At 69.0% G+C, this 21,831-nt stretch carries 23 protein-coding genes and 1 pseudogene; 22 read left to right on the forward strand and 2 right to left on the reverse strand.

Annotated features, from left to right (window positions below; all coding sequences use genetic code 11):
- Positions 1 to 18: 18 nt before the first annotated feature.
- Genes WC555_RS02305 through WC555_RS02330 form a run of 6 tightly spaced genes read left to right on the forward strand, consistent with a single transcriptional unit; the run spans position 19 to position 5,216 of the window.
- Positions 19 to 891 carry a septal ring lytic transglycosylase RlpA family protein gene (locus WC555_RS02305; protein ID WP_373250806.1) on the forward strand — a complete coding sequence of 291 codons (873 nt, stop codon included), beginning with the start codon at positions 19 to 21 and terminating at the stop codon, positions 889 to 891.
- A gap of 39 nt (positions 892 to 930) precedes the next feature.
- Positions 931 to 1,557 (forward strand): dTMP kinase, encoded by a 627-nt coding sequence (tmk, locus tag WC555_RS02310; RefSeq protein WP_373250808.1) that lies wholly within the window; start codon positions 931 to 933, stop codon positions 1,555 to 1,557.
- Complete coding sequence (locus WC555_RS02315) at positions 1,554 to 2,531, forward strand: DNA polymerase III subunit delta' (protein ID WP_373250810.1); 978 nt, start codon at positions 1,554 to 1,556, stop codon at positions 2,529 to 2,531. Before tmk ends, WC555_RS02315 begins: the two co-directional genes overlap by 4 nt.
- Positions 2,531 to 3,319 carry a TatD family hydrolase gene (locus WC555_RS02320; RefSeq protein ID WP_373250811.1) on the forward strand — a complete coding sequence of 263 codons (789 nt, stop codon included), beginning with the start codon at positions 2,531 to 2,533 and terminating at the stop codon, positions 3,317 to 3,319. Before WC555_RS02315 ends, WC555_RS02320 begins: the two co-directional genes overlap by 1 nt.
- The gene (locus WC555_RS02325) at positions 3,316 to 4,143 is read left to right on the forward strand and encodes an MBL fold metallo-hydrolase (RefSeq protein WP_373250813.1); all 828 of its coding nucleotides are present in this window, start codon (positions 3,316 to 3,318) and stop codon (positions 4,141 to 4,143) included. The genes WC555_RS02320 and WC555_RS02325 overlap by 4 nt, the downstream gene beginning before the upstream one ends.
- Complete coding sequence (locus WC555_RS02330) at positions 4,140 to 5,216, forward strand: alpha/beta fold hydrolase (RefSeq protein ID WP_373250814.1); 1,077 nt, start codon at positions 4,140 to 4,142, stop codon at positions 5,214 to 5,216. The genes WC555_RS02325 and WC555_RS02330 overlap by 4 nt, the downstream gene beginning before the upstream one ends.
- Here the strand turns inward: WC555_RS02330 and hemB are convergent.
- A complete protein-coding gene (hemB, locus tag WC555_RS02335; RefSeq protein WP_373250816.1) occupies positions 5,213 to 6,217 on the reverse strand; it encodes a porphobilinogen synthase in 1,005 nt (334 codons plus the stop codon). The two genes, WC555_RS02330 and hemB, sit on opposite strands and share 4 nt — an antisense overlap.
- Positions 6,218 to 6,523: 306 nt before the next feature.
- Here hemB and WC555_RS02340 point away from each other — a divergent pair, with 306 nt between their 5' ends.
- From WC555_RS02340 to hemA, 5 genes and pseudogenes are all read left to right on the forward strand, one after another.
- Positions 6,524 to 7,663 (forward strand): isobutyryl-CoA dehydrogenase, encoded by a 1,140-nt coding sequence (locus WC555_RS02340; protein ID WP_373250818.1) that lies wholly within the window; start codon positions 6,524 to 6,526, stop codon positions 7,661 to 7,663.
- 23 nt (positions 7,664 to 7,686) lie between these two features.
- Positions 7,687 to 8,736 carry an enoyl-CoA hydratase/isomerase family protein gene (locus WC555_RS02345; RefSeq protein WP_373250819.1) on the forward strand — a complete coding sequence of 350 codons (1,050 nt, stop codon included), beginning with the start codon at positions 7,687 to 7,689 and terminating at the stop codon, positions 8,734 to 8,736.
- A 58-nt stretch (positions 8,737 to 8,794) separates the two neighbouring features.
- On the forward strand, positions 8,795 to 9,568 hold the full coding sequence (locus WC555_RS02350; protein WP_373250821.1) for a class I SAM-dependent methyltransferase: 774 nt from the start codon (positions 8,795 to 8,797) through the stop codon (positions 9,566 to 9,568).
- 25 nt (positions 9,569 to 9,593) lie between these two features.
- Positions 9,594 to 10,553, forward strand: a pseudogene (mmsB, locus tag WC555_RS02355) (3-hydroxyisobutyrate dehydrogenase); the annotation flags it as partial.
- Between the two features lie 175 nt (positions 10,554 to 10,728).
- The gene (gene hemA / locus WC555_RS02360; protein WP_373251029.1) at positions 10,729 to 11,955 is read left to right on the forward strand and encodes a 5-aminolevulinate synthase; all 1,227 of its coding nucleotides are present in this window, start codon (positions 10,729 to 10,731) and stop codon (positions 11,953 to 11,955) included.
- On the opposite strand, the gene WC555_RS02365 is transcribed toward hemA, so the two are convergent.
- Positions 11,956 to 12,468: a hypothetical protein gene (locus tag WC555_RS02365; protein ID WP_373250823.1), complete on the reverse strand. Its 513-nt coding sequence runs from the start codon at positions 12,466 to 12,468 to the stop codon at positions 11,956 to 11,958. It lies immediately after the preceding gene.
- Between the two features lie 29 nt (positions 12,469 to 12,497).
- On the opposite strand from WC555_RS02365, the gene WC555_RS02370 reads away from it, so the two are divergent.
- The 11 genes from WC555_RS02370 to WC555_RS02420 all read left to right on the forward strand — a co-directional run bounded on the left by WC555_RS02370 (position 12,498) and on the right by WC555_RS02420 (position 21,796).
- Entirely contained in the window at positions 12,498 to 12,683 is a 186-nt protein-coding gene (locus WC555_RS02370) for a hypothetical protein (RefSeq protein WP_373250824.1), read from the forward strand.
- 67 nt (positions 12,684 to 12,750) lie between these two features.
- Positions 12,751 to 14,034 carry a serine hydroxymethyltransferase gene (gene glyA, locus WC555_RS02375; RefSeq protein ID WP_373250825.1) on the forward strand — a complete coding sequence of 428 codons (1,284 nt, stop codon included), beginning with the start codon at positions 12,751 to 12,753 and terminating at the stop codon, positions 14,032 to 14,034.
- A 7-nt stretch (positions 14,035 to 14,041) separates the two neighbouring features.
- Positions 14,042 to 14,500 carry a transcriptional regulator NrdR gene (nrdR, locus tag WC555_RS02380; RefSeq protein WP_325743850.1) on the forward strand — a complete coding sequence of 153 codons (459 nt, stop codon included), beginning with the start codon at positions 14,042 to 14,044 and terminating at the stop codon, positions 14,498 to 14,500.
- Positions 14,500 to 15,144: a RibD family protein gene (locus WC555_RS02385; protein WP_373250827.1), complete on the forward strand. Its 645-nt coding sequence runs from the start codon at positions 14,500 to 14,502 to the stop codon at positions 15,142 to 15,144. The genes nrdR and WC555_RS02385 overlap by 1 nt, the downstream gene beginning before the upstream one ends.
- A gap of 154 nt (positions 15,145 to 15,298) precedes the next feature.
- Positions 15,299 to 15,889 (forward strand): riboflavin synthase, encoded by a 591-nt coding sequence (locus WC555_RS02390; protein WP_373250828.1) that lies wholly within the window; start codon positions 15,299 to 15,301, stop codon positions 15,887 to 15,889.
- Entirely contained in the window at positions 15,889 to 17,022 is a 1,134-nt protein-coding gene (gene ribB, locus WC555_RS02395) for a 3,4-dihydroxy-2-butanone-4-phosphate synthase (RefSeq protein ID WP_373250830.1), read from the forward strand. The genes WC555_RS02390 and ribB overlap by 1 nt, the downstream gene beginning before the upstream one ends.
- Positions 17,016 to 17,480, forward strand: coding sequence for a 6,7-dimethyl-8-ribityllumazine synthase (ribH, locus tag WC555_RS02400; protein WP_373251031.1), 465 nt, complete (start codon positions 17,016 to 17,018; stop codon positions 17,478 to 17,480). Before ribB ends, ribH begins: the two co-directional genes overlap by 7 nt.
- Positions 17,477 to 18,007: a transcription antitermination factor NusB gene (gene nusB / locus WC555_RS02405; RefSeq protein ID WP_373250832.1), complete on the forward strand. Its 531-nt coding sequence runs from the start codon at positions 17,477 to 17,479 to the stop codon at positions 18,005 to 18,007. Before ribH ends, nusB begins: the two co-directional genes overlap by 4 nt.
- Positions 18,008 to 18,014: 7 nt before the next feature.
- Entirely contained in the window at positions 18,015 to 19,004 is a 990-nt protein-coding gene (thiL, locus tag WC555_RS02410) for a thiamine-phosphate kinase (RefSeq protein ID WP_373250834.1), read from the forward strand.
- Positions 19,005 to 19,041: 37 nt separating this feature from the next.
- Complete coding sequence (locus WC555_RS02415) at positions 19,042 to 19,470, forward strand: hypothetical protein (protein ID WP_373250836.1); 429 nt, start codon at positions 19,042 to 19,044, stop codon at positions 19,468 to 19,470.
- Positions 19,471 to 19,648: 178 nt separating this feature from the next.
- Entirely contained in the window at positions 19,649 to 21,796 is a 2,148-nt protein-coding gene (locus WC555_RS02420; RefSeq protein ID WP_373250838.1) for a sodium-translocating pyrophosphatase, read from the forward strand.
- Positions 21,797 to 21,831 lie beyond the last annotated feature (35 nt).

Genomic DNA, 21,831 nt, shown 5'->3' on the forward strand with positions numbered 1-21,831 from the left:
GCCTTCAGGGATGGGGCGATGATCGCAGGACTCTCCACAACACTGGCCAGGGGCGCCCTGGCGGTCGCGCTGCTGTCGCTTCTGGCCGCCTGCGCCGGCGGCGGCGCCCGGCCGGACGGCGGCCGGCTGCCGGTCGTGACCGATCCCGCGCCGATCGTCCCGGGGACGATGCGGCCCTATCAGATCCGGGGGCGGTGGTATCGGCCGGCCGAGCAGCCGGGATATGACGAGACCGGCCTGGCCTCCTGGTACGGCGACCAGTTCAACGGCCGGCCGACGGCGACCGGCGAACGGTTCGACATGCAGGCCCTGACCGCCGCGCACAAGACGCTGCCCTTGCCCGGTCTGGTGGAGGTCACCAACCTGGCCAATGGCCGCCGGATCGTGGCGCGGGTGAACGACCGCGGGCCCTTCGTCGACGGGCGGATCATCGATCTGTCGCGCGGCGCGGCCGACGCCCTGGACCTGCGCCGCGCCGGCGTCGGCGAGGTGCGGGTCCGCTATCTCGGTCACGCCCCGCGTCTGGGCGGCGGCGCGGTCCTGCAATATGCCGGGGCCGGCCCGCGACCGCCCGCTTCTGCGGCGGTTCCGCCCCGCCCGGTTCCCGACCTCGCGTCCGCCCCGGCCGCACCGGCGCCGGCACTCCTTGCTCCAGAGTCTCCGGCGGCGCCGACCCCGGTCGTCTGGGTTCAGGCCGGGACCTGGCCGGATGCGCGTCAGGCCCGCCGCGCGGCCCTCCACCTCGGCGGCGGGGCGACGGTCGATGAAGCCGGGCCGGGTCAGTTCCGCGTGCTGGTCGGCCCGTGGCCGGACGCGGGAGCCGCCGAGCGCTCGCGGCGCGCGGTGATCTCCCGGGGTTATCCCGAAGCGACGATGATTTCAGGCGTCTAGACCCTTGCGAACCCGGCCGGCGCCGCCATTGTGCGCCGGGTGACCCAGGGCAGATTCATCACCTTCGAAGGCGGGGAGGGGACCGGCAAGTCGACCCAGGTCGCGCGGCTGGTCGAGGACCTGCGCGCGCGCGATCTCGAGGTCGTCCAGACCCGCGAGCCCGGGGGATCCGCCGGCGCCGAGGACATTCGCGCCATCGCCCTGAACGGGGACGCCGGCCGCTGGTCGCCGATGACGGAAACCCTGCTGATGTTCGCCGCCCGCAGCGACCATCTGGAGCGCACCATCCGCCCCGCGCTGGAGGCGGGGCGCTGGGTGGTCTGCGACCGGTTCGCCGATTCCAGCCGCGCCTATCAGGGCGTCGGGGGCGGCACGCCGGCGGAATTCATCGAGACCCTCGACGCCGCCATCGTGGGCCAGACCCAGCCGGACCTGACCCTGATCTTCGACCTGCCGGTCAGTATCGGCCTCGAGCGTGCCTTCGGACGCGGCCTGTTCGAGACGCGCTTCGAATCGAAGGGTCTGGCGTTCCATGAACGGCTGCGGCGCGGCTTTCTCGACATCGCGGAGCGCTATCCGCAGCGCTGCGTCGTCATCGACGCCGACGGCGATGTGGACGCCGTCGCGGCGCGCGTCCGGGCCGCGGTCGAGGCGCGCCTGCTGTGAGCGAGCATCCGAGGGACCAGTTCGACCTCATCCCGGACGCCGCGGCCGAGGCCGCCTTCCTGGACGCCTTCGACAAGGGACGGCTGCACCACGCCTGGCTGCTGTGCGGGGTCGAGGGGTCCGGCAAGGCGACCTTCGCCTTTCGCGCCGCGCGTCGCCTGCTGGGGGCCGCGCCCGATCCGTCGCGCGGGCTGCTGGGGACCCGGCCGGACGATCCGGTCGCCCGGCTGGTCACGGCCCGGTCCCACCCTGACCTGCTGGTGCTGGAACGGGCGGTCGAGGGCGGCAAGACGAAGAAGTCGATCTCGGTCGATCAGGCCCGCGACCTGCCGGAGTTCTTTTCCAAGAGCCCGTCCCAGGCCCGGTACCGCGTCGCCATCATCGATGCCGCTGATGACCTGAACCTGAACGCAGCCAACGCCTTGTTGAAGGTTCTTGAGGAGCCGCCGGAGCGCGGCGTCCTGTTTCTCGTCACCCATGCGCCCGGGCGGCTGCTGTCGACCATCCGCTCGCGCTGCCGCCGTCTGGCCTTCCCGGTCTGGCCGTTGCATGCGCTGGAGGAGCTGGTGCGCAACCGGACCGGCGTCTCCTCCGGCGAGGCCGCCCGCATCGCCGGCATGGCCGGCGGCTCGCCGGGACAGGCCCTGGCCCTGGCCTCGGGCGCGACCCTGGAAGCCGATCAACTGGCCCAGGCCTGGGTCTCCGCCCCGACGGTGGATCGCGCCGAGGCCCTGGCGGTGGCCGACAAATTCCGCGGCGCGGAGGGGCAGGAGCGGTTCGAGACCCTGATGGACCGGCTGATCGCCGCCGTGAAGGTGCGCGCACTCGAGGAGGGCGCGTCCGGCGCGCGCTGGGCCGAGTTGTGGAGCCGGCTGTCCGAGCTGCCAGAGCGCACCGCCGCCATCAATCTGGACCGGGGCGACGTCCTGGCCGGGGCGCTGGCCGACCTGCAGCGCACCAAGGCCGGCGCCTGATGCTGATCGACAGTCACGTCAACCTGCACGCGCCGCAGTTCGATGAGGATCGTGACGCGGTCATCGCCCGGGCCCGCGCCGCCGGCGTCGGCCTGATGGTCGAGATTTCCGACAAGCTGTCGACCTTCGAGGCCACCCACGGCCTGGCCATGGCCCATGACGACATCTGGTGCACGGTCGGCGTCCATCCGCATGAGGCGAAGGACCACGCCGACCTGACGGCGGCGCATCTTGCGGACCTGGCCGGTCGCGACCGCGTCGTGGGCATTGGCGAATGCGGGCTGGATTTCCACTACGACCTCAGCCCGCGCGACGTGCAGGCGGCGGTGTTCCGTCAGCACATCGAGGCCGCCCGCCTGACCGGCCTGCCGCTGGTGGTCCACACGCGCGAGGCGGACGACGTCATGGCCGGCATCCTCGCCGAGGAACAGGCCGAGGCGCCCTTCCGATTCCTGATGCACTGCTACACCAGCGGTCCGGAACTGGCGGAAAAGGCAGCGGAACTCGGCGCATGGTTCTCGGTGTCCGGCATCGCCACCTTCAAGGCCGCGGGGGACGTGCGGGACGCAGTCCGCGCCATGCCGCCTGACCGGATCATCATCGAGACGGACTGCCCCTATCTGGCGCCCGTGCCGCACCGGGGGCGGCGCAACGAACCCGCTTACGTCGGCCACGTGCTGGACGCCCTCGCCGAGATCCGCGGCTGGACGCGCGGGGAGGCGGAGACGCGCACCACCGACGCCTTCTTCGCCCTGTTCGACCGCATTCCCCGACCGGAGGGGGCATGAGCGGCCCGGGCGAGCTGGAGGTCGTCATCCTCGGATGCGGCTCGTCCGGCGGCGTGCCCCGCGGCGACGGCGACTGGGGCGATTGCGACCCGGCCGAGCCCAGGAACTACCGCACCCGCTGCTCGGCCCTGATCCGGCGACACGGCCCGGACGGGGTGACCAGCGTGCTGATCGACACCTCGCCCGACCTGCGCGCCCAGATGCTCGCCGCCGGGGTCAGACACGTCGACGCGGTCCTCTACACCCATGATCACGCCGACCAGGTGCACGGGATCGACGATCTGCGGGTTTTCGCGATGGGCGCCCGCCGACGGATTCCGGCCTGGATGGACGCCGCGACCCGGACCGCCCTCGTCGGAAGGTTTCCGTATATTTTCAGAAGTCAGGAAGGCTATCCCGCCATTCTGGATGAGATGACCATACCGTCCCACGGGCATCCATGGGATGTCAGCGGCGCGGGGGGCGCGGTTCCGGTCGTGACCTTTGATCAGGCGCACGGGCCCATTCGCTCGGTCGGTTACCGCATCGGGCCCGTCGCCTATTCGAGCGACGTGTCCGATCTGGACGAGGCGGCGCTGGACGCCGTGCGCGGCTGCGACCTGTGGATCGTCGACGCCCTGCGCTGGACGCCGCATCCGACCCACGCCCATGTCGAAAAGACCCTCGACTGGATCGCCCGCGCGGGGGTCAGGCGCGCCGTCCTGACCAATCTGCACCTCGATCTCGACTACAACGCCCTGAGGGCCGCCGTCCCCGCCCATGTCGATGTGGCTTACGATGGCTGGAGCGCGCGGCTGCCGCTGGATGGAGTTCAAATCCGATGAAACGCCTGCTGTCCGCTGTCTTCGGCCTCGCCGCCCTGGCCCTGTCATCAGCCGTCCTCGCCCAGCCGGCGCCGACGGAGGGGGATTTCACCGCCGCCGACTTCGCTCTCGCCGACGGACAACGGCTGTCGGGGTTGCGGCTGCACTACCGGACCTTGGGCGCGCCGCGGCGGGGCGCCGACGGGCGGGTCGAGAACGCCGTCCTGCTGCTGCACGGCACCGGCGGGACCGGGGCCCAGTTCCTGTCGCCGCAGTTCGCCACCGACCTGTTCGGGCCGGGCCAGCCGCTGGACGCCGCCCGCTACTACATCATCATGCCCGACAACCTCGGCCACGGAGGGTCTTCGAAGCCGTCCGACGGTTTGAGGGCGCGGTTCCCGGAGTACGGCTACGCCGACATGGTCGAGGCGCAGCGGCGGCTGCTGACCGACGGCCTCGGCGTCGACCGCCTGCGCTTGATCCTCGGCACCTCGATGGGCTGCATGCACATCTTCGTCTGGGCCGAGGCCCATCCGGACTTCGCCGACGCCCTGATGCCGCTGGCCTGCCAGCCCACCGCCATCGTCGGCCGCAACCGCCTGTGGCGCTCGATGCTGAAAGACGCGATCCGCAGCGATCCGGCCTGGGCGGGCGGGGACTACGCGGCCCAGCCGGTCGAGGGCTTGCGCACGGCGGTCGATCTGCTGCTGCTCGCCGGCTCGGCGCCGATGCCGATGCAACAGGATCTGGCCACGCCCGACGCGGTCGATGCATGGTTGAAGACGCAGCTGGACCGGCGCATCCCGGCGCTGGACGCCAACGACCTGTGGTATCAGGTCAACGCCTCGCACGACTACGATCCCTCCGCCGGGCTGGAGCGGATCACGGCGCCGGTGACCTGGATCAACTCGGCCGACGACTTCATCAATCCGCCGGAACTGGGCCTGTCGGAGCAGTTCGTTCCCCGCATCGCCGATGTCCGCTACCGCCTGATCCCCAACAGCGTCGGCGGCAAGGGCCACGGGACCCATACCTGGGCGGTGTTCTGGAAGCAGGATCTGATCGACTTGCTGGCGCGATCCGAGCGGCCCTAGGTCCCCAGCAACCGCGCCGCCTTCGGCGCGAAATAGCTCAGCATTCCGGCGCAGCCCGCGCGCTTGAAGCCGTGCAGGGTCTCGAGGATGGCGCGATCCTCGTCGAGCCAGCCGTTGGCGATGGAGGCCTGCATCATCGCGTATTCGCCCGACACCTGATAGGCGAAGGTCGGGACTTTGAATGTCTCCGCAACCCGTTGAACAATATCGAGATAAGGCATCCCGGGCTTGACCATGACGGCGTCGGCGCCCTCGGCGATGTCCATGGCCACCTCGCGCAGGGCCTCGTCGGAATTGGCGTAGTCCATCTGGTAGGTCTTCTTGTCGCCGGTCAGCTGTTTCGCCGAGCCGACCGCGTCGCGGTACGGGCCGTAGAAGGCCGAGGCGAATTTGGCCGCATAGGACAGGATCAGGGTGTCGTGAAAGCCGTTGGCCTCCAGCGCCTCGCGGATGGCCTGGACGCGGCCGTCCATCATGTCGGACGGGGCGACGATGTCGGCCCCGGCGTGGGCGTGGATGAAGGCCTGTTCGGCCAGCCGTTCGAGGCTGGCGTCGTTCAGGATGCGGCCGTTCTCGACCACGCCGTCGTGGCCGTGGTCGGTGTAGCAGTCCAGCGCCACGTCGGTCATGACGCCGATCTCCGGCGCGGCGTCCTTGATGGCCCGGATGCAGGCCGGGATCAGGCCGTCGGGATCGGTCGCGCCCGTGCCGACGCCGTCCTTGATGGCGCTGTCGACATTGGGGAACAGGGCCACGACCGGAATGCCCAGATCGCGCGCCTCGACGGCGGCCGCGGCGGCGGCTCCCGGCGACAGGCGGAAGACGCCGGGCATGGAGGCGACCGGCACCCGGTCATCGGCGCCGTCGTGGACGATCAGGGGCCAGATCAGATCGGCGGGCGTCAGCGTCGTCTCGGCCACCAGCCGGCGCACCCACGGGCTGCTGCGCAGGCGGCGGGGGCGGGCGTAGGGGAAGGCGGCAGGGGCGAACGGCTGGGTCATGCAGGGTTCATAGGCGGCTTGGCGGTCGGGTCAAACAGGGCGCGAAGGGTTTGAAGCGTCAGCTGCGGTCGGGTCCCGTGCGAACAACACGGCGCCAGGCGAAGAGGAGACCCCCGCGTCCGCACCGAAAAACACCGTTCACACCGTTCACACCGTTCGCTTCGGCCTCCTTCTCCGGCTATCGGGCAATACTGGCGCAGCCCTGCGTCAGAAACGGACGTAGGGTCGAGGGTGACGTTCCGCGAGGGGTTGGATAGAAGCACGGCAAGCGACCCGGGAGAGGCCGCTCACGACCCAGGAGATTTCATGGACTTCGCCCTCAACGACGACCAGCGCGCCATCCAGGACGCCGCCCGGCAGTTCGCCGAGGCCGAACTGGCCCCGCACAGCGCCGAATGGGACGAGACCAAACATTTCCCGGTCGATGTCATGCGTCAGGCGGCGGAGATGGGCTTCTGCGGCATCTACACGGGCGAGGAGCACGGCGGCATGGCCCTCGGCCGCGTCGAGGCGGCGCTGATTTTCGAAGAGCTGTCGCGCGGCGACGTGTCGACGGCGGCCTTCATCTCGATCCACAACATGGCGACGTGGATGATCGACAAATTCGGCTCCGACGACCTGCGCGCCCGCTATGTGCCGTCGCTGGTGTCGATGGAGCGGATCGCCAGCTACTGCCTGACCGAGCCCGGTTCGGGCTCCGACGCCGCCGGCCTGCGCACCACGGCGCGGCTGGACGGCGACCATTATGTGCTGAACGGCTCCAAGGCCTTCATCTCGGGGGCGGGGACGTCGGACGTCTATGTCGTCATGGCCCGGACCGGACAGGACGGGCCCAAGGGCATCTCCACCTTCGTGGTCGAGAAGGACGCGCCGGGCCTGAGTTTCGGCGCCCAGGAGAGGAAGATGGGCTGGAACAGCCAGCCCACCGCCATCGTCGCCTTCGACGACTGCCGCATTCCGGCGGCGAATCTGCTGGGCAAGGAGGGCGACGGCTTCCGCTACGCCATGATGGGTCTGGACGGCGGCCGGCTGAACATCGCCGCCTGTTCGCTGGGCGGCGCGCGGCTGGCCCTGGAGGCGGCACAGGCCTACGTCACGACGCGAAAACAGTTCAGCAAACCCTTGTCTGACTTCCAGAATGTCCAGTTCAAGCTGGCCGACATGGCGACCCAGCTGGAGGCGGCGCGCCTGCTGGTCCTGCGCGGCGCCTGGGCCCTGGACACGCGCCACCCCGAGGCCACCAAATGGTGCGCCATGGCCAAACGGTTCGCCACCGACGCCTGTTTCGAGATCGCCGACGAGGCCCTGCAACTGCACGGCGGCTACGGCTATCTGAAGGACTATCCGCTGGAACGGATCGTCCGCGACCTGCGCGTCCACCGCATCCTCGAGGGCACCAACGAGATCATGCGGGTGATCACGGCGCGTGAGATGTTGCGGCAGTGATCCGGCGCCCGTAGAGCGGCGCCATGAGCGATTCCGAAGTCCTGACCCGCGTCGAATCCGGCGTTGGCCGCATCACCCTCAACCGTCCGAAGGCGCTGCACGCGCTGAACCGGGCCATGTGCGAGGCGATGACGGCGGCCCTGCTGGCGTGGCGCGAGGACGACGCCGTCCAGTCGGTCCTGCTCGACCATTCGGGCGAGCGCGGCTTCTGCGCCGGCGGCGACATCCGCATGATCGCCGAAAGCGGGGCAGGGGATGCGTCGGAAGCCAGGACCTTCTTCCTCGCCGAATACCGGCTGAACCACCTGATGTTCGAATACCCCAAGCCGATCACTGCGGTTGTCGACGGGATCGTCATGGGCGGCGGGGTCGGCATCTCCGAGCCGGCCGACGTCCGCGTCGCCACCGAACGCACCACCTACGCCATGCCCGAGACCGGCATCGGCCTGTTCCCCGACGTCGGCGGCGGCTGGTTTCTGCCCCGCCTGCCGGGCCAGACCGGCGTCTGGATCGCGCTGACCGGGGCGCGGCTGAAGGCGGCGGACACCGTGGCCCTGGGCATCCACACCCACTTCCTCCCGTCGGACCGGATCGAGGCCCTGAAAGGCGCTCTGATCGCCCATCCCGCCGAACCGAAAACGGTCGCCGACACCCTGGCCTCGGATCCGGGGCCCGCGCCCACGGCGGCGCATCGCGAGGCCATCGACCGGCTGTTCGCCTTCGATACGGTGGAGGCCATTTTCGCGGCGCTCGAGGCCGACGGTTCGGACTGGGCCCTGGCCCAGCTGGCGACGCTGAAGACCAAGTCGCCGCAATCGCTGAAGGTCACCCTGCGCCAGCTGCGTCTCGGGGCCTCGCTCGAGACCTTCGCCGACGCCATGGCCATGGAATACCGGCTCGGCGGCCGGATGGTGGGCAGCCACGACTTCCAGGAGGGCGTCCGCGCCGTCATCGTCGACAAGGACAACACGCCGGACTGGTCGCCGGCCGATCTGGCCGGGGTGACGGACGCGGCGCTGGACGCCCTGTTCGCGCCGCTGCCGGCCGACCAGGAATGGTCGCCGCTGCCCTGAGGCCTTGCATCCCCTTCCGTCCGGCGCATAGCTGCCCCCTGCAACAGCGAGGGTGGTCATGATCAGGACTTTGGGATTGGTGCTGGCGGTTTCGGCGGCCCTGGGCGGCTGCGCGACGGGCGGCGACGCGGTCGTCGTCTCCGGCAACGACGTGAGGCCGAACCTGCAGGCCGGTTACGCCGCGGCGGTCGCCGATTCCCGGCGCCTGCCCGAGGAGGTGGCGCGCGATCCGTTGCGCAAGCCCGCCGAAATGCTGGCCTTCGCGCGGCTGGAGCCGGGCGACGCCATCGCCGACATCCGCCCGGAGGAAGGCTATTTCACCCGTCTGTTCGCGCCGGCGGTCGGCCCTGAAGGCCATGTCTACGCCTTCGTGCCCAACCAGACGGCGTCGCGCGAGAACGGTTTCGCCGACGCCATGGCCGCGACCTATCCCAACGTCAGCCGCGTGACGGGCGCCCTGGAGACCATGGCCTTCGACCGGCCGCTGGACGTCGTCTTCATGGGCGAGGAGTACCACGACTTCACCATCCCCCGGTTCGGGGTGGACGTGGCCCGGATGAACGCGGCGGTGTTCGCGGCGCTCAAGCCCGGCGGCCTCTATGTCATCCTCGATCACCAGGCCGCCGACGGCGCCGGGATCGGCGTCGCCGGAACCCTGCACCGGATCGAGGCGGCCGAGCTGCGCCGGCAGGTCGAGGCCGCCGGCTTCGTCTTCGACGGCGAGAGCGACGCGGTCCGCGTCCCCGCCGACGACCATACGCTGAGCGTGTTCGACGGGAGCATTCGCGGGCGCACCGACCGCTTCGTCTACCGCTTCCGCAAGCCGGGCTGACCCGAATTCCGCCCGGCGCCGCTGGCGACCGGGCGGGGGACGGGCTAACGCTCCCGAAAATCACCCGGGAGATGACGCCATGACCCTCAGGATCGCCTTTATCGGCCTCGGCAACATGGGCGGCGGCATGGCGGCCAACCAGGCGAAGGCCGGCCACGCCGTGGCCGCCTTCGACCTGTCGCAGGAGGCGCTGGACCGCGCCGCCGCGGCGGGCTGCACGCCGGTTTCGTCCGTCGTCGAGGCGGTCCGGGACGCCGATGTCGTCATCACCATGCTGCCGGCCGGCCCGCATGTGCTGAAGGTCTATTCGGAACAGGTGATCGGCGCGGCGACGTCCAGCGCCCTGCTGCTCGACTGCTCGACCATCGACGTCGACACGGCGCGCAAGGTGGCCGGCCTGGCGAAAGAGGCGGGCTACGCCTTCGCCGACGCCCCGGTCTCGGGCGGAACCATGGCGGCCGACGCCGGGACCCTGGCCTTCATGGTCGGCTGCGACGAGCCGGACTTCGTCCGCATCGAGGCGGCGCTGGAGCCGATGAGCCGCGCGACCTTCCGGGCCGGCGACCACGGCGCGGGGCAGGCGGCCAAGATCTGCAACAACATGATTCTCGGCATCACCATGCTGGGCACCTGCGAAGCCATCGGCCTGGCCGAGAAGCTGGGCCTGGACCCGGTGAAGATGTTCGACATCGTCGCCAAGTCGTCGGGCCAGAGCTGGTCGGTGACCACCTACTATCCGTGGCCCGGTCCCGTGCCCACGGCGCCCTCGAACCGCAACTACGAGGGCGGATTCGCCACGGCCATGATGCTGAAGGACCTGAAGCTGGCGCAGGACGCCGCGGCGAAGGCCGGAGCCTCGACGCCCCTCGGCGCCCAGACCGAGGCCCTGTTCCAGATGTTCAACGGCCTCGGCTACGGCGGGCGCGACTTCTCGGCCATCCTGCAGATGCTGCGCGGCAAGCTGGACGAACTGCCGAAGACTTGATCCATCTCAAGGCGGCGCAAGGACCGTTCACGGATTGTGGCGCATGCGCACGATCGAAACTGAGAACCGTTATCAATTAGAAGGTTGCGACGATTTAGCGGCCCGCGTCGATAGACTTTTGCGGCCTCCCGGCGCAAATACCGGGGGATTCGAAAAGACCGCGCGAGTGACAGGGTTGTTCGACTACAGGGCCGCATTCGAGACCGCCGTCGAGCAGGTCAAGGGGGAGGGGCGCTACCGCGTCTTCGCCGACCTCAAGCGCGTCCGCGGCGAATTCCCCAAAGCGATTCGGCGCCGTGAAGACGGCACGTCCCAGGACGTCATCGTCTGGTGCTCGAACGACTATCTCGGCATGGGCCAGCACCCGGACGTGCTTGAGGCCATGCAGACCGAGATCGACACGGTCGGCGCCGGCGCCGGCGGCACCCGCAACATCTCGGGCACCACGCGGTCGGCCGTCGATCTGGAAGCCGAGCTGGCCAGCTGGCACCAGAAGGAAGCCGCCCTGCTGTTCACCTCGGGCTATGTCGCCAACGAGGCCACGCTGACGACGCTGCAGCGCATCCTGCCCGGGCTGATCGTCTTCTCCGATTCGCTGAACCACGCCTCGATGATCGCCGGCATCCGCAACGGCGGCTGCGAACGGCACATCTTCGCCCACAACGATCTGGAACACCTCGAGGCCCTGCTGGCCGCGGCCCCGGCCGCCGCCCCCAAACTGGTGGCCTTCGAGAGCGTCTATTCCATGGACGGCGACATCGCCGACCTGGCCGGGACCATCGCCCTGGCCCGCAAATACAACGCCTTGACCTATCTCGACGAGGTCCATGCGGTCGGCCTGTACGGCGCGACCGGCGCGGGCGTCGCCGAGCGCGACGGGGTGCTGGACGGCATCGACATCGTCGAATGCACGCTCGGCAAGGCCATCGGCGTCATGGGCGGCTATATCGCCGCCGACGCGGTGATCATCGACGCCGTGCGCAGCTGGGCCTCGGGCTTCATCTTCACCACCAGCCTGCCGCCGGCCCTGACGGCCGGGGCCCTGGCCTCGGTGCGCTGGCTCAAGGCCCACCCCGAGGTGCGCGAGGCCCATCAGGAACGGGCCGCGACGCTGAAGGCCCGCTTCGCCGCCGCCGGCATTCCGGTGATGGACTCGGTCAGCCACATCGTCCCGGTCTTCGTCGGCGATCCGGTCCACGCCAAGATGATCTCGGACATGCTGCTGGAAGAGCACGGCGTCTACGTCCAGCCAATCAACTATCCGACCGTGCCCAAGGGGACGGAGCGTCTGCGCTTCACCCCGTCGCCGAACCACACCGACGCCATGATGGACGACCTGGTCAAGGCGATGGACCGCCTGTGGACCCACTGCAACGTGGCGCGCCTGCCGGCGGTGGCCTGACTACATCGGGCGGTGCCGATTTTCATAGTCGGTCACGAGCAGGCTTCCGATCGTGTCGTATGAGAGCTTGGTTTTGGCATGGCCGAGCTCTTTTCGGATCGCGATCACAACATCCGAAAACGAGTCCAACCGTTCGTAGACATCGGCCATGGTCATCTGGCCGTCCACTGCCGTGTTCTGTAGTTTGTAGAAGCGGGAGAATTTTTCAACGACATCATCGGACGCGTACATCAGCGAGTTTCTGGCGAAGTTCTGGACCCGTTCCACGATCTGCATATAGCCCTCAGGCGTGTGATCTTTGCCGCCGGGCTTGAAGAAGAGCGCGCTGTAGTCCTCTACGAAACTCGCATATATTTTCGCTTTGTTCTCGTTCAGCTTCTGCTCAATCTGCTGCCTTTTATCCCGCTCCAACTTGTAAAGCGTCCCAAGGCCTGCCAGCGCGGCGAGCAGAAAGGGTGCTAGATAGGCGAGCGCTGATTTGGTAAATGTGACAGCGTCTGGGTCGAGTTGCATTGAGCCCTCATGACTTGCGAGCCAGATTATTGAACGATGCTCAAGACATTGGCGAGGTCATCGTCGAATTGACCCGCAACGGGCCGTACCTGAAATGTTCGGCGATCCACGTGGCCTCCGGTCTCGAGGTCTCGGCGGTCGGTCCGGTGAACGAGCCCAGGGGGCTGGAGCGGATCGCGCTGGCCAAGCTGAAACGGGCGCTGGCCGCCCGCTGACCACAAGATGTTGTGGTAAACCGTCGCCGGGCCTAAATGGATCGCCGCCAGAGCTCCGGGGATTCCAGTGACCGCCTTCACCCACGCCGACTATTTCTCGAAGACCCTCGCCGACGCCGATCCCGACATCTTCGGCGGCATCCAGGGCGAACTGGGCCGCCAGAAGGAGCAGATCGAGCTGATCGCCTCCGAGAACATCGTCTCGAAGGCGGTGCTGGAGGCGCAGGGCTCGGTCCTGACCAACAAATACGCCGAGGGCTATCCCGGGCGCCGGTACTATGGCGGCTGCGAATATGTCGACGTCACTGAGAACCTCGCCCGCGAGCGCGCCAAACAGCTGTTCGGCTGCGCCTTCGCCAACGTCCAGCCCCACTCGGGCGCCCAGGCCAACCAGGCGGTGTTCCAGGCCCTGCTGACGCCGGGAGATACGTTCCTCGGCATGGATCTGGCCGCGGGCGGCCACCTGACCCACGGTTCGCCCGCCAACCAGTCGGGCAAGTGGTTCCGGCCCGTGACCTATACGGTCCGCCAGGACGACTGCCTGATCGACTATGACAACGTCGCCGAGATGGCCGAGCGCGAGAAGCCGAAACTGATCATCGCCGGCGCGAGCGCCTACAGCCGTCCCATCGATTTCAAACGCTTCCGCGAGATCGCCGACAGCGTCGGGGCGTATCTGATGGTCGACATGGCCCACTATGCGGGTCTGATCGCCGGCGGCGTCTATCCCGACCCGCTCCCCCACGCCCACGTCGTCACCACCACGACGCACAAGACCCTGCGCGGCCCGCGCGGCGGCATGGTGCTGTCGAACGACGTCGAGCTGGGCAAGAAGATCAACTCCGCCGTCTTCCCCGGCCTGCAGGGCGGACCGCTGGAGCATGTCATCGCCGCCAAGGCCGTGGCCTTCGGCGAGGCGCTCAAGCCCGAGTTCAAACTGTATGCGCAGCAGGTCGTCGACAACGCCCGCGCCCTGGCCGCGGTGCTGGTCGAGCGCGGCGCGGCCATCGTCTCGGGCGGCACCGACAGCCATCTGATGCTGGTCGACCTGCGGCCCAAGGGCGTGACCGGCAAGGCCACCGAGGCGGCCCTCGAACACGCCCTGATGACCTGCAACAAGAACGGCGTGCCGTTCGACACCGCCCCCTTCACCATCACCTCGGGCGTTCGCCTCGGCACGCCCGCCGGCACGACCCGCGGCTTCGGCGTCGGCGAATTCCAGCAGGTCGGCCACTGGATCGCTGACATCATCGACTCGATGAAGGGCACGGACGAGGCCGACGCCGGCGTGTCGCAACGCGTCGCGGGCGAGGTGCGCGAGCTCACGCGCCGCTTCCCCATTTACGGATAAGTCTCTGATGAAATGCCCTTTCTGCGGACATCAGGACACCCAGGTGAAGGACAGCCGCCCGTCGGATGACGGCGCCGCCATCCGTCGCCGCCGGTCCTGCCCGCAGTGCAGCGGGCGCTTCACCACCTTCGAACGGGTCCAGTTGCGCGAGTTGATGATCCTCAAGCGCAACGGCCGCCGCACGCCCTTCGACCGCGACAAGCTGGAGCGGTCGTTGAACGTCGCCCTGCGCAAGCGTCCGGTTCAGCCGGAGCAGGTGGAACAGCTGGTCAGCCGCATCACCCGCCAGCTGGAAAGCCTCGGCGAGACGGAGATTCCATCCTCGACCGTCGGCGACTTCATCATGAAGGCGCTGAAGTCGGTCGATGAGGTCGCCTATGTCCGCTATGCCTCGGTCTACAAGGACTTCCGCCACACCGGCGATTTCGCGCGTTTCCTCGGCGACGAGGGTCTGGACGAAAACTGATGCCCTCTTCGGGCCCGAGAACCCGCGTCACCCTCAAGCTGGCCACATCGCTGGACGGCCGGATCGCCACCGCCGCGGGCGAAAGCCGGTGGATCACGGGCGAGGCGGCGCGGCTGGAAGGCCATCGCCTCAGGGCCGCCCATGACGCCATTCTGGTAGGCGTCGAAACCGTTCTGGCGGACGACCCCGAACTGACGGCCCGGCTGCCGGGCCGCCCGGTCGACCAGCCTCTCCGCGTCGTGCTCGACAGCCGTCTCCGCACCCCGCCGACCGCCCGGGTCAGCCATGGCGATACCCTGATCCTGACGGTCGCGGAGCCGTCGCCGATCGGAACCGCCGTCGTGGAGCGGGTCGAGGCGGATCACGGGCGGCCGTCGGTCGGCGCGGTTCTGTCGGCGCTGAAGCGCCGCGGCGTGTCGTCGGTGCTGATCGAGGGCGGCGGGCAGGTGGCGGCCAGCTTCCTGCGCGCCGGTCTGGTGGACCGGCTGGAGTGGTTCCGCGCCCCGATCCTGCTGGGCGCCGAGGGCCGGCCCTGCGTGGCGGCGCTGGCCCTTGCGAAGCTGGCCGACGCCCCCACCTTCCGGCGACTGTCCGCCGAGCCTGTCGGCGACGATCTCTGGGAACGCTATGACGCCGTTCGTTAGCCGTCGCCGGGATGCGACCGATCCTGACGCGCGGGCGTGCCAGGGTCCGTTCCAGGGTCTGTGTCGCAGCGTTTCCCGCTCTCGCCAGGTAGACGGTGTAGACTGTGTAGACGGTATTTTTTTCGGTCAAGAGTCTACCTTGGGGATGGTCTGAGTGTTCACCGGCATCGTCACCGATATCGGTCGGGTGCGCCGGGTCGATCAGACCGCGCGCGACCGCCGCTATGAGATCGAGACCGCCTGGGACACGTCGGGCATCGACCTCGGCGCCTCGATCAGCCACGCGGGCTGCTGCCTGACCGTGACCGAAAAGGGCCCCGGCTGGTTCGCCGTCGAGGTCTCGGGCGAGACCCTGTCGAAGACCAGCCTCGGCGACTGGTCCGAGGGCCGCCGGGTCAATCTGGAGCGCGCCGCGAAGCTGGGCGATGAAATGGGCGGCCACGTCGTCTCGGGCCATGTCGACGGCCTGGGCCGGGTCGTCTCGGTCACGCCCGAAGGCGGCTCGCACCGGATCGACATCGAGGCCCCGGCGCCGCTGCACCGCTACATCGCGCCCAAGGGCTCGATCACCGTCGACGGCGTGTCCCTGACCGTCAACGCCGTCGAGGGCCGGACCTTCGGCCTGAACATCATTCCCCACACCTGGGAAGCGACCACCCTCGGCGCCCTGAAACCGGGCGATGCGGTCAATCTCGAGATCGACATGCTGGCGCGATACCTCGCGCGGTGGCAGGAGACGGCGTGATGCAATTGGCCGCGAACATGAACGACAGCCCGATCAGCCCCATCGAGGACATCCTCGAGGACGCCCGCAACGGCAAGCCCTACATCCTCGTCGACGCCGAGGATCGCGAGAACGAGGGCGACATCATCATTCCGGCCCAGTTCGCCACGCCGGACCAGATCAATTTCATGGCCCGCCACGCCCGCGGCCTGATCTGCCTGGCCATCACCGCCGACCGCGCCCGCCAGCTGCGCCTGCCGCCGATGGCGGCCGAGAACCGCGAGAGCATGGGCACGGCCTTCACCGTCTCGATCGAGGCGCGGGAAGGGGTCACCACCGGCATCTCCGCCGCCGACCGCGCCCGCACGGTGCAGGTCGCCGCCGACCCGACCCGCGGCGCCGACGACATCGTCTCGCCGGGCCACGTCTTCCCCCTGGTCGCCCGCGACGGCGGGGTGCTGGTCCGCACCGGCCACACCGAGGCGGCCGTCGACATCAGCCGCATGGCCGGCCTGACCCCCGCCGGCGTGATCTGCGAGATCATGAACGACGACGGCTCCATGGCCCGGATGCCGGACCTCGTCGCCTTCGCCCAGCTGCACGGGCTGAAGATCGGCACCATCGCCGACCTGATCGCCTATCGCCGCCGCACCGAACGGCTGGTCGAGCGGGTCATGGATACGCCGTTCGACAGCGTCCACGGCGGCCCCTTCCGCCTTATGCTGTACCGCAACGCCATCGAGGGCGTCGAACACGTCGCCCTCGTGAAGGGCAAGATCGAGCCGGGCAAGCCGACCCTGGTGCGCATGCACCAGGTCGATTTCGCCGCCGACCTGCTGGGCCATGTCGAGGCGCGCCAGAATTATGTCCCGCGCGCCCTCAAACAGATCAGCGAACACGCCGGGCCGGGCGTCACCGTCTTCCTGCGCGACCCGGAATTGCAGGGACTGGCCGAGCGGCTGACCGGCGTCGAAAAGCCGGCGGCGGTCGATCGCTCCCTGCGCAACTACGGCGTCGGCGCCCAGATCCTGCTGGATCTCGGCGTCCGCGACATGATCGTGATGAGTTCGACCCGCCCCAATCCCACCGCGCTGGACGGCTACGGCCTGCGCATCGTCGGCTGGCGCGACATGGACGGAGAAGACCAATCGTAAGCGACCCCTATCGCGTCCTCATCGTCGAGGCGCGTTTCTATGACGATCTGGCCGACGCCCTGCTGGAAGGGGCGAAGGACGCCCTGCTGGCGCAGGGCGTGGAGTTCGACGTGGTCTCCGTTCCCGGCGCCCTGGAAGTCCCGACGGCCATCGCCCTGGCGGTCGAGGCCGGCCGCTATCCGACCGCGCCGCGCTACGACGGCTTCGTCGCCCTCGGCTGCGTGATCCGCGGCGAGACCTATCATTTCGAGATCGTCTCGGATCAGTCGGCCGCGGGAATCCGCAATCTGGGCCTCAACGGCGTGGTGATCGGCAACGGCATTCTGACGACCGAGGACGAGGACCAGGCCTGGGCCCGCGCCCGCATCAGCGAGGGCGACAAGGGCGGCGGCGCCGCCCGCGCCTGTCTGGACCTCATTGCCTTGCGCAAGCGGCTGCGCGTAGGACTGGGCGGGTGACCGAACCCGCCAGCCTCCAGTCCGTCCTCGCCCAGCTCGCCGAGGCCCAGAAACAGCGCGCCGAGCCGCAGCTGACCAGCCGCCAGCGCCGCGCGCGCACCGTCGCGCGTCTCGCCGCCGTTCAGGCCCTCTACCAGATGGAGCTGGCCGGCGAAGGCGTCGAGACGGTGATTTCCGAATTCTCGACCCATCGTTTCGACACGGACATCGAGGGCGAACCCTTGGCCGAGGCCGACGAGGACTATTTCGCCGGGATCGTGCGGGGCGTCGTCGGCGCCCAGCGCGCCATCGACGACGCGGTCAAGGCGCGGCTGGCGTCGAACTGGCGGATGGAACGTCTCGACTCCACCCTGCGGGCCCTGCTGCGGGCCGGGGCCTGGGAATTGCGCGAGCGTCAGGACGTGCCGCGAGAGATCGTCATCGACGAATACGTCGAACTGGCCAAGGCCTTCTTCGACGACGCCGAGGCCAAATTCGTCAATGCCGCACTGGATGGCGTCGCCCGAGACGCCCGGCCGAAGGGCTGACACGGACATGCCCGCGGTCGACGTCGCCGGGGAGTTCGAAACCATCCGCCGGCTGTTCGCGCCCCTGGCCCATCCCGAATGGGGCCGGGGCCTCATGGACGACGTCGCCGTGGTGCCCTCGCGCGCCGGCTATGACCTGGTCCTGACCAAGGACGCCATCATCGAGGGTGTGCATTTCCTGCCTGACGATCCCCTGGATGGCGTGGCCCGCAAGCTGATGCGGGTGAACCTGTCGGATCTGGCCGCCAAGGGGGCCGAGCCGTTCGGCTATCTGCTGGCCTGCCACTGGTCGGAGCGCTGCGGCTGGCCCGAACGGATGCTGTTCTGCGAGGGCCTGCGGGTCGACCAGAAGGCGTTCGGCGTCGCCCTGCTGGGCGGCGACACCGTCGTGACGCCCGGTCCGGCCAGTTTCTCCATGACCATGCTCGGCTGGAGTCCCAGGGGACGGACCGTGGGCCGCGCCGGCGCCCGGCCCGGCGATCTGGTGTTCGTGACCGGAGCCATCGGCGACGGCTGGCTGGGGCTTGAGGCGGTGCAGGGCAAGCTGTCGCTGGACCCCGAACGGATCGCCGCCCTGTCGGATCACTACCGCACCCCCACGCCGCGCATCGAGTTCGCCGGTCCGGTGCGGGATATGGCGACCGCCTCCATCGACATCTCCGACGGCCTGATCGCCGATCTCGGGCATCTGGCCGAGGCGGGGCGGGTGCGCCTTGAGATCGATCTGGAAACCATGCCGCTGTCGGCCGCGGGCCAGGCCTGGTTCGACGGCCGGGTGGATGAGCAGGCGGCCCTGGAATCGCTGGCGACCGGCGGCGACGACTATGAGATCGCCCTGACCGTGGGGCCCCGCGACGAAGCGGCGATCCGACGCGAGGCCGAGCGCCGCCATCTGCGCCTGACGCGGATCGGTCGCGTGACGGCGGGGCAGGGGGTCGTCGCCCGCTTTGGCGGTCAGCCCGTGACGTTCGACAAGCCGGGCTTCACCCACCGCTGACAACGAAATCTCAAGCGTTGGCGGTCAGGATGACGCCATGCGCCGTCGTGACCTCATCGCCGCCTCCGCCGCCCTGCCGGTTCTCGCTGTCGGGAGCGAAGCGCTGGCCAGCGACAAGGCCCCGGCGCCGGGCGGAGCCAGCATCAGCATGCCGGGCGTGGGCCTGCCCGTCATCGCCGGCGGCCGGCTGAGGAACTACGTCTTCGTCTCGCTGCGTCTGCACCTGGGCGGGTCGGCGACGCCCGAGTCGATGCGGTCGAAAGAGGCCTTCCTGCGCGATGCTCTCGTGCGCGCCGGACACCGGACACCCTTCCTCGTGGCCGACGACTGGACCCGGATCAACGAGGCCGCGCTGTCGGCCAGCCTGATGCGATCGGCGGCTGCGATAGCCGGACGCGGCTCCGTCGTCCGGGTCGAGATCGTCAGCCAGGCGCCCCGTCGCCGCACCGGGGTTCAGGCGCGCTGAACTTCGTTCGCCAACGCTGTTGCGTCGGCCTCCGGCATTTGGCACGTTTCCGCCGCAATCTCCCGAGGGACGCGACATGCGTCCGGTGCGCACGGGGGGACCGGAAGGCGGACAGAGGCGAATAACGCCCGCCGCGCCAAGGAACCGGGCGCCTTGATACACAGGGTTTGGAAACGCCATGAGTAACTATCTGTGGCTGGTCATCGCCGCAGGCGCGCTGGGAGTGCTTTACGGCCTCGTCCAGACCGCCGCGCTGATGAAGGCCAGCACCGGCAACGACAAGATGCGCGAGATCGCCGCGGCGATCCAGGAAGGGGCCTCGGCCTATCTGCGCCGTCAATACACCACCATCGCCATGGTCGGGGTCGTGATCCTGATCGCGGCCTATCTGCTGATCGGCCCCTATGCGGCCATCGGCTTCGTCATCGGCGCGGTGCTTTCGGGCCTCGCCGGGTTCGCCGGCATGCTGATCTCGGTCCGGGCCAACGTCCGCACCGCCCAGGCGGCGTCGGAGAGCCTCGCCAAAGGCCTGGATCTGGCCTTCCGGTCGGGCGCCATCACCGGCATGTTCGTGGCGGGCGGCGCCCTTCTGGGCGTGGCCGGCTACTATGCCTTCCTGACCGCCGGCGCGGGCTTCGAGAGCACCAGCCGCGAAGTCATCGACGGCCTGGTGGCCCTGGGCTTCGGCGCTTCGCTGATTTCCATCTTCGCCCGTCTGGGCGGCGGCATCTTCACCAAGGGCGCCGACGTGGGCGGCGACATGGTGGGCAAGGTCGAGGCCGGCATCCCGGAGGATGATCCGCGCAACGCCGCCACCATCGCCGACAATGTGGGCGACAACGTCGGCGACTGCGCCGGCATGGCCGCCGACCTGTTCGAGACCTATGCGGTGACCACGGTCGCCACCATGGTGCTGGCGGCGATCTTCTTCCGCGACCAGCCCTATGTCGAAACCATGATGCTGCTGCCGCTGGCCATCTGCGCCATCTGCGTGGTGACCTCGATCATCGGCAGCTTCTTCGTCCGTCTGGGCAAGAGCCAGAACATCATGGGCGCCCTGTACCAGGGCCTGATCGTCACCGGCGTGCTGTCGGTCGGCGCGGTGTACTGGGTCATCACCAACCTGGTCACCGGCCCGGTCACGACGACCAGCGGCCTGGTCATCGAGCCGATGAGCCTGTTCTGGTCCGGCCTTGTGGGTCTGGGCGTCACCGCGGCCATCGTGGTGATCACCGAATACTACACCGGCTCGAACTTCCGCCCGGTCCGCTCGGTCGCCAACGCCTCGGTCTCGGGCCACGGCACCAATGTGATCCAGGGTCTGGCCGTCTCGCTGGAATCGACCGCCCTGCCGGCGCTGACGATCATCGTCGGCATCATCGCCAGCTACCAGCTGGCGGGCCTGTTCGGCATCGCCATCGCCACCACGACCATGCTGGGCGTGGCGGGGATGATCGTGGCGCTGGACGCCTTCGGTCCGGTCACCGACAACGCCGGCGGCATCGCCGAAATGGCGGGCCTGCCCTCGGACGTTCGCCACGTCACGGACGCCCTCGACGCCGTCGGCAACACCACCAAGGCGGTGACCAAGGGCTATGCGATCGGCTCGGCCGGTCTGGGCGCCCTGGTGCTGTTCGCGGCCTATACGTCGGACCTGCAGTACTTCTCGGCCAATCCGGACCTGTACCCGTTCTTCGCCAACATGCGCGAGGTCGCCTTCGACCTGACCAACCCCTATGTCGTCGTCGGCCTGCTGTTCGGGGGGCTGCTGCCCTTCCTGTTCGGCGGCATGTCGATGATGGCGGTCGGCCGGGCGGCTGAATCGGTCGTGGAAGAGGTCCGCCGCCAGTTCCGCGAGAACCCGGGCATCATGACCTATGAGGTCAAGCCCGAGTACGGCCGCGCGGTCGACATCCTGACCAAGGCGGCGATCCGCGAGATGATCGTGCCGTCGCTGCTGCCGGTGCTGTCTCCGATCGTGCTGTTCGTGGCCATCCTGTTCCTGTCGGACAAGGCGGACGCCTTCGCGGCCCTCGGCGCCATGCTGATGGGCGTGATCGTCACCGGCCTGTTCGTCGCCATCTCGATGACCTCGGGCGGCGGCGCCTGGGACAACGCCAAGAAGGTGATCGAGGAGGGCTTCACCGACAAGAACGGCGTCGTCCACGGCAAGGGCTCCGAGGCGCACAAGGCCGCGGTGACCGGCGACACCGTCGGCGATCCCTACAAGGACACCTCCGGCCCGGCGGTGAATCCGATGATCAAGATCACCAACATCGTCGCCCTGCTTCTGCTGGCGGTGCTGGCGAGCGGCAAGATCGTCTGAGTCCGGCCGGCCTCTCCGGTTCGCCGGAGGGGCCG

This window comes from Brevundimonas sp., from assembly GCF_041648615.1.
GTDB lineage: Bacteria > Pseudomonadota > Alphaproteobacteria > Caulobacterales > Caulobacteraceae > Brevundimonas.

Excerpts from the sequence above, each read along its gene's own strand:
- WC555_RS02305 (WP_373250806.1), top strand. The coding sequence starts at position 19 with ATGATCGCAGGACTCTCCACAACACTGGCCAGGGGCGCCCTGGCGGTC.
- WC555_RS02340 (WP_373250818.1), top strand. The coding sequence starts at position 6,524 with ATGGACTTCGCCCTCAACGACGACCAGCGCGCCATCCAGGACGCCGCC.
- WC555_RS02415 (WP_373250836.1), top strand. The coding sequence starts at position 19,042 with ATGCGCCGTCGTGACCTCATCGCCGCCTCCGCCGCCCTGCCGGTTCTC.
- ribB (WP_373250830.1), top strand. The coding sequence starts at position 15,889 with ATGCAATTGGCCGCGAACATGAACGACAGCCCGATCAGCCCCATCGAG.
- WC555_RS02345 (WP_373250819.1), top strand. The coding sequence starts at position 7,687 with ATGAGCGATTCCGAAGTCCTGACCCGCGTCGAATCCGGCGTTGGCCGC.
- WC555_RS02365 (WP_373250823.1), bottom strand. The coding sequence starts at position 12,468 with ATGCAACTCGACCCAGACGCTGTCACATTTACCAAATCAGCGCTCGCC.
- hemB (WP_373250816.1), bottom strand. The coding sequence starts at position 6,217 with ATGACCCAGCCGTTCGCCCCTGCCGCCTTCCCCTACGCCCGCCCCCGC.
- WC555_RS02350 (WP_373250821.1), top strand. The coding sequence starts at position 8,795 with ATGATCAGGACTTTGGGATTGGTGCTGGCGGTTTCGGCGGCCCTGGGC.
- WC555_RS02420 (WP_373250838.1), top strand. The coding sequence starts at position 19,649 with ATGAGTAACTATCTGTGGCTGGTCATCGCCGCAGGCGCGCTGGGAGTG.
- WC555_RS02325 (WP_373250813.1), top strand. The coding sequence starts at position 3,316 with ATGAGCGGCCCGGGCGAGCTGGAGGTCGTCATCCTCGGATGCGGCTCG.
- WC555_RS02320 (WP_373250811.1), top strand. The coding sequence starts at position 2,531 with ATGCTGATCGACAGTCACGTCAACCTGCACGCGCCGCAGTTCGATGAG.
- nrdR (WP_325743850.1), top strand. The coding sequence starts at position 14,042 with ATGAAATGCCCTTTCTGCGGACATCAGGACACCCAGGTGAAGGACAGC.
- thiL (WP_373250834.1), top strand. The coding sequence starts at position 18,015 with ATGCCCGCGGTCGACGTCGCCGGGGAGTTCGAAACCATCCGCCGGCTG.
- WC555_RS02330 (WP_373250814.1), top strand. The coding sequence starts at position 4,140 with ATGAAACGCCTGCTGTCCGCTGTCTTCGGCCTCGCCGCCCTGGCCCTG.
- WC555_RS02385 (WP_373250827.1), top strand. The coding sequence starts at position 14,500 with ATGCCCTCTTCGGGCCCGAGAACCCGCGTCACCCTCAAGCTGGCCACA.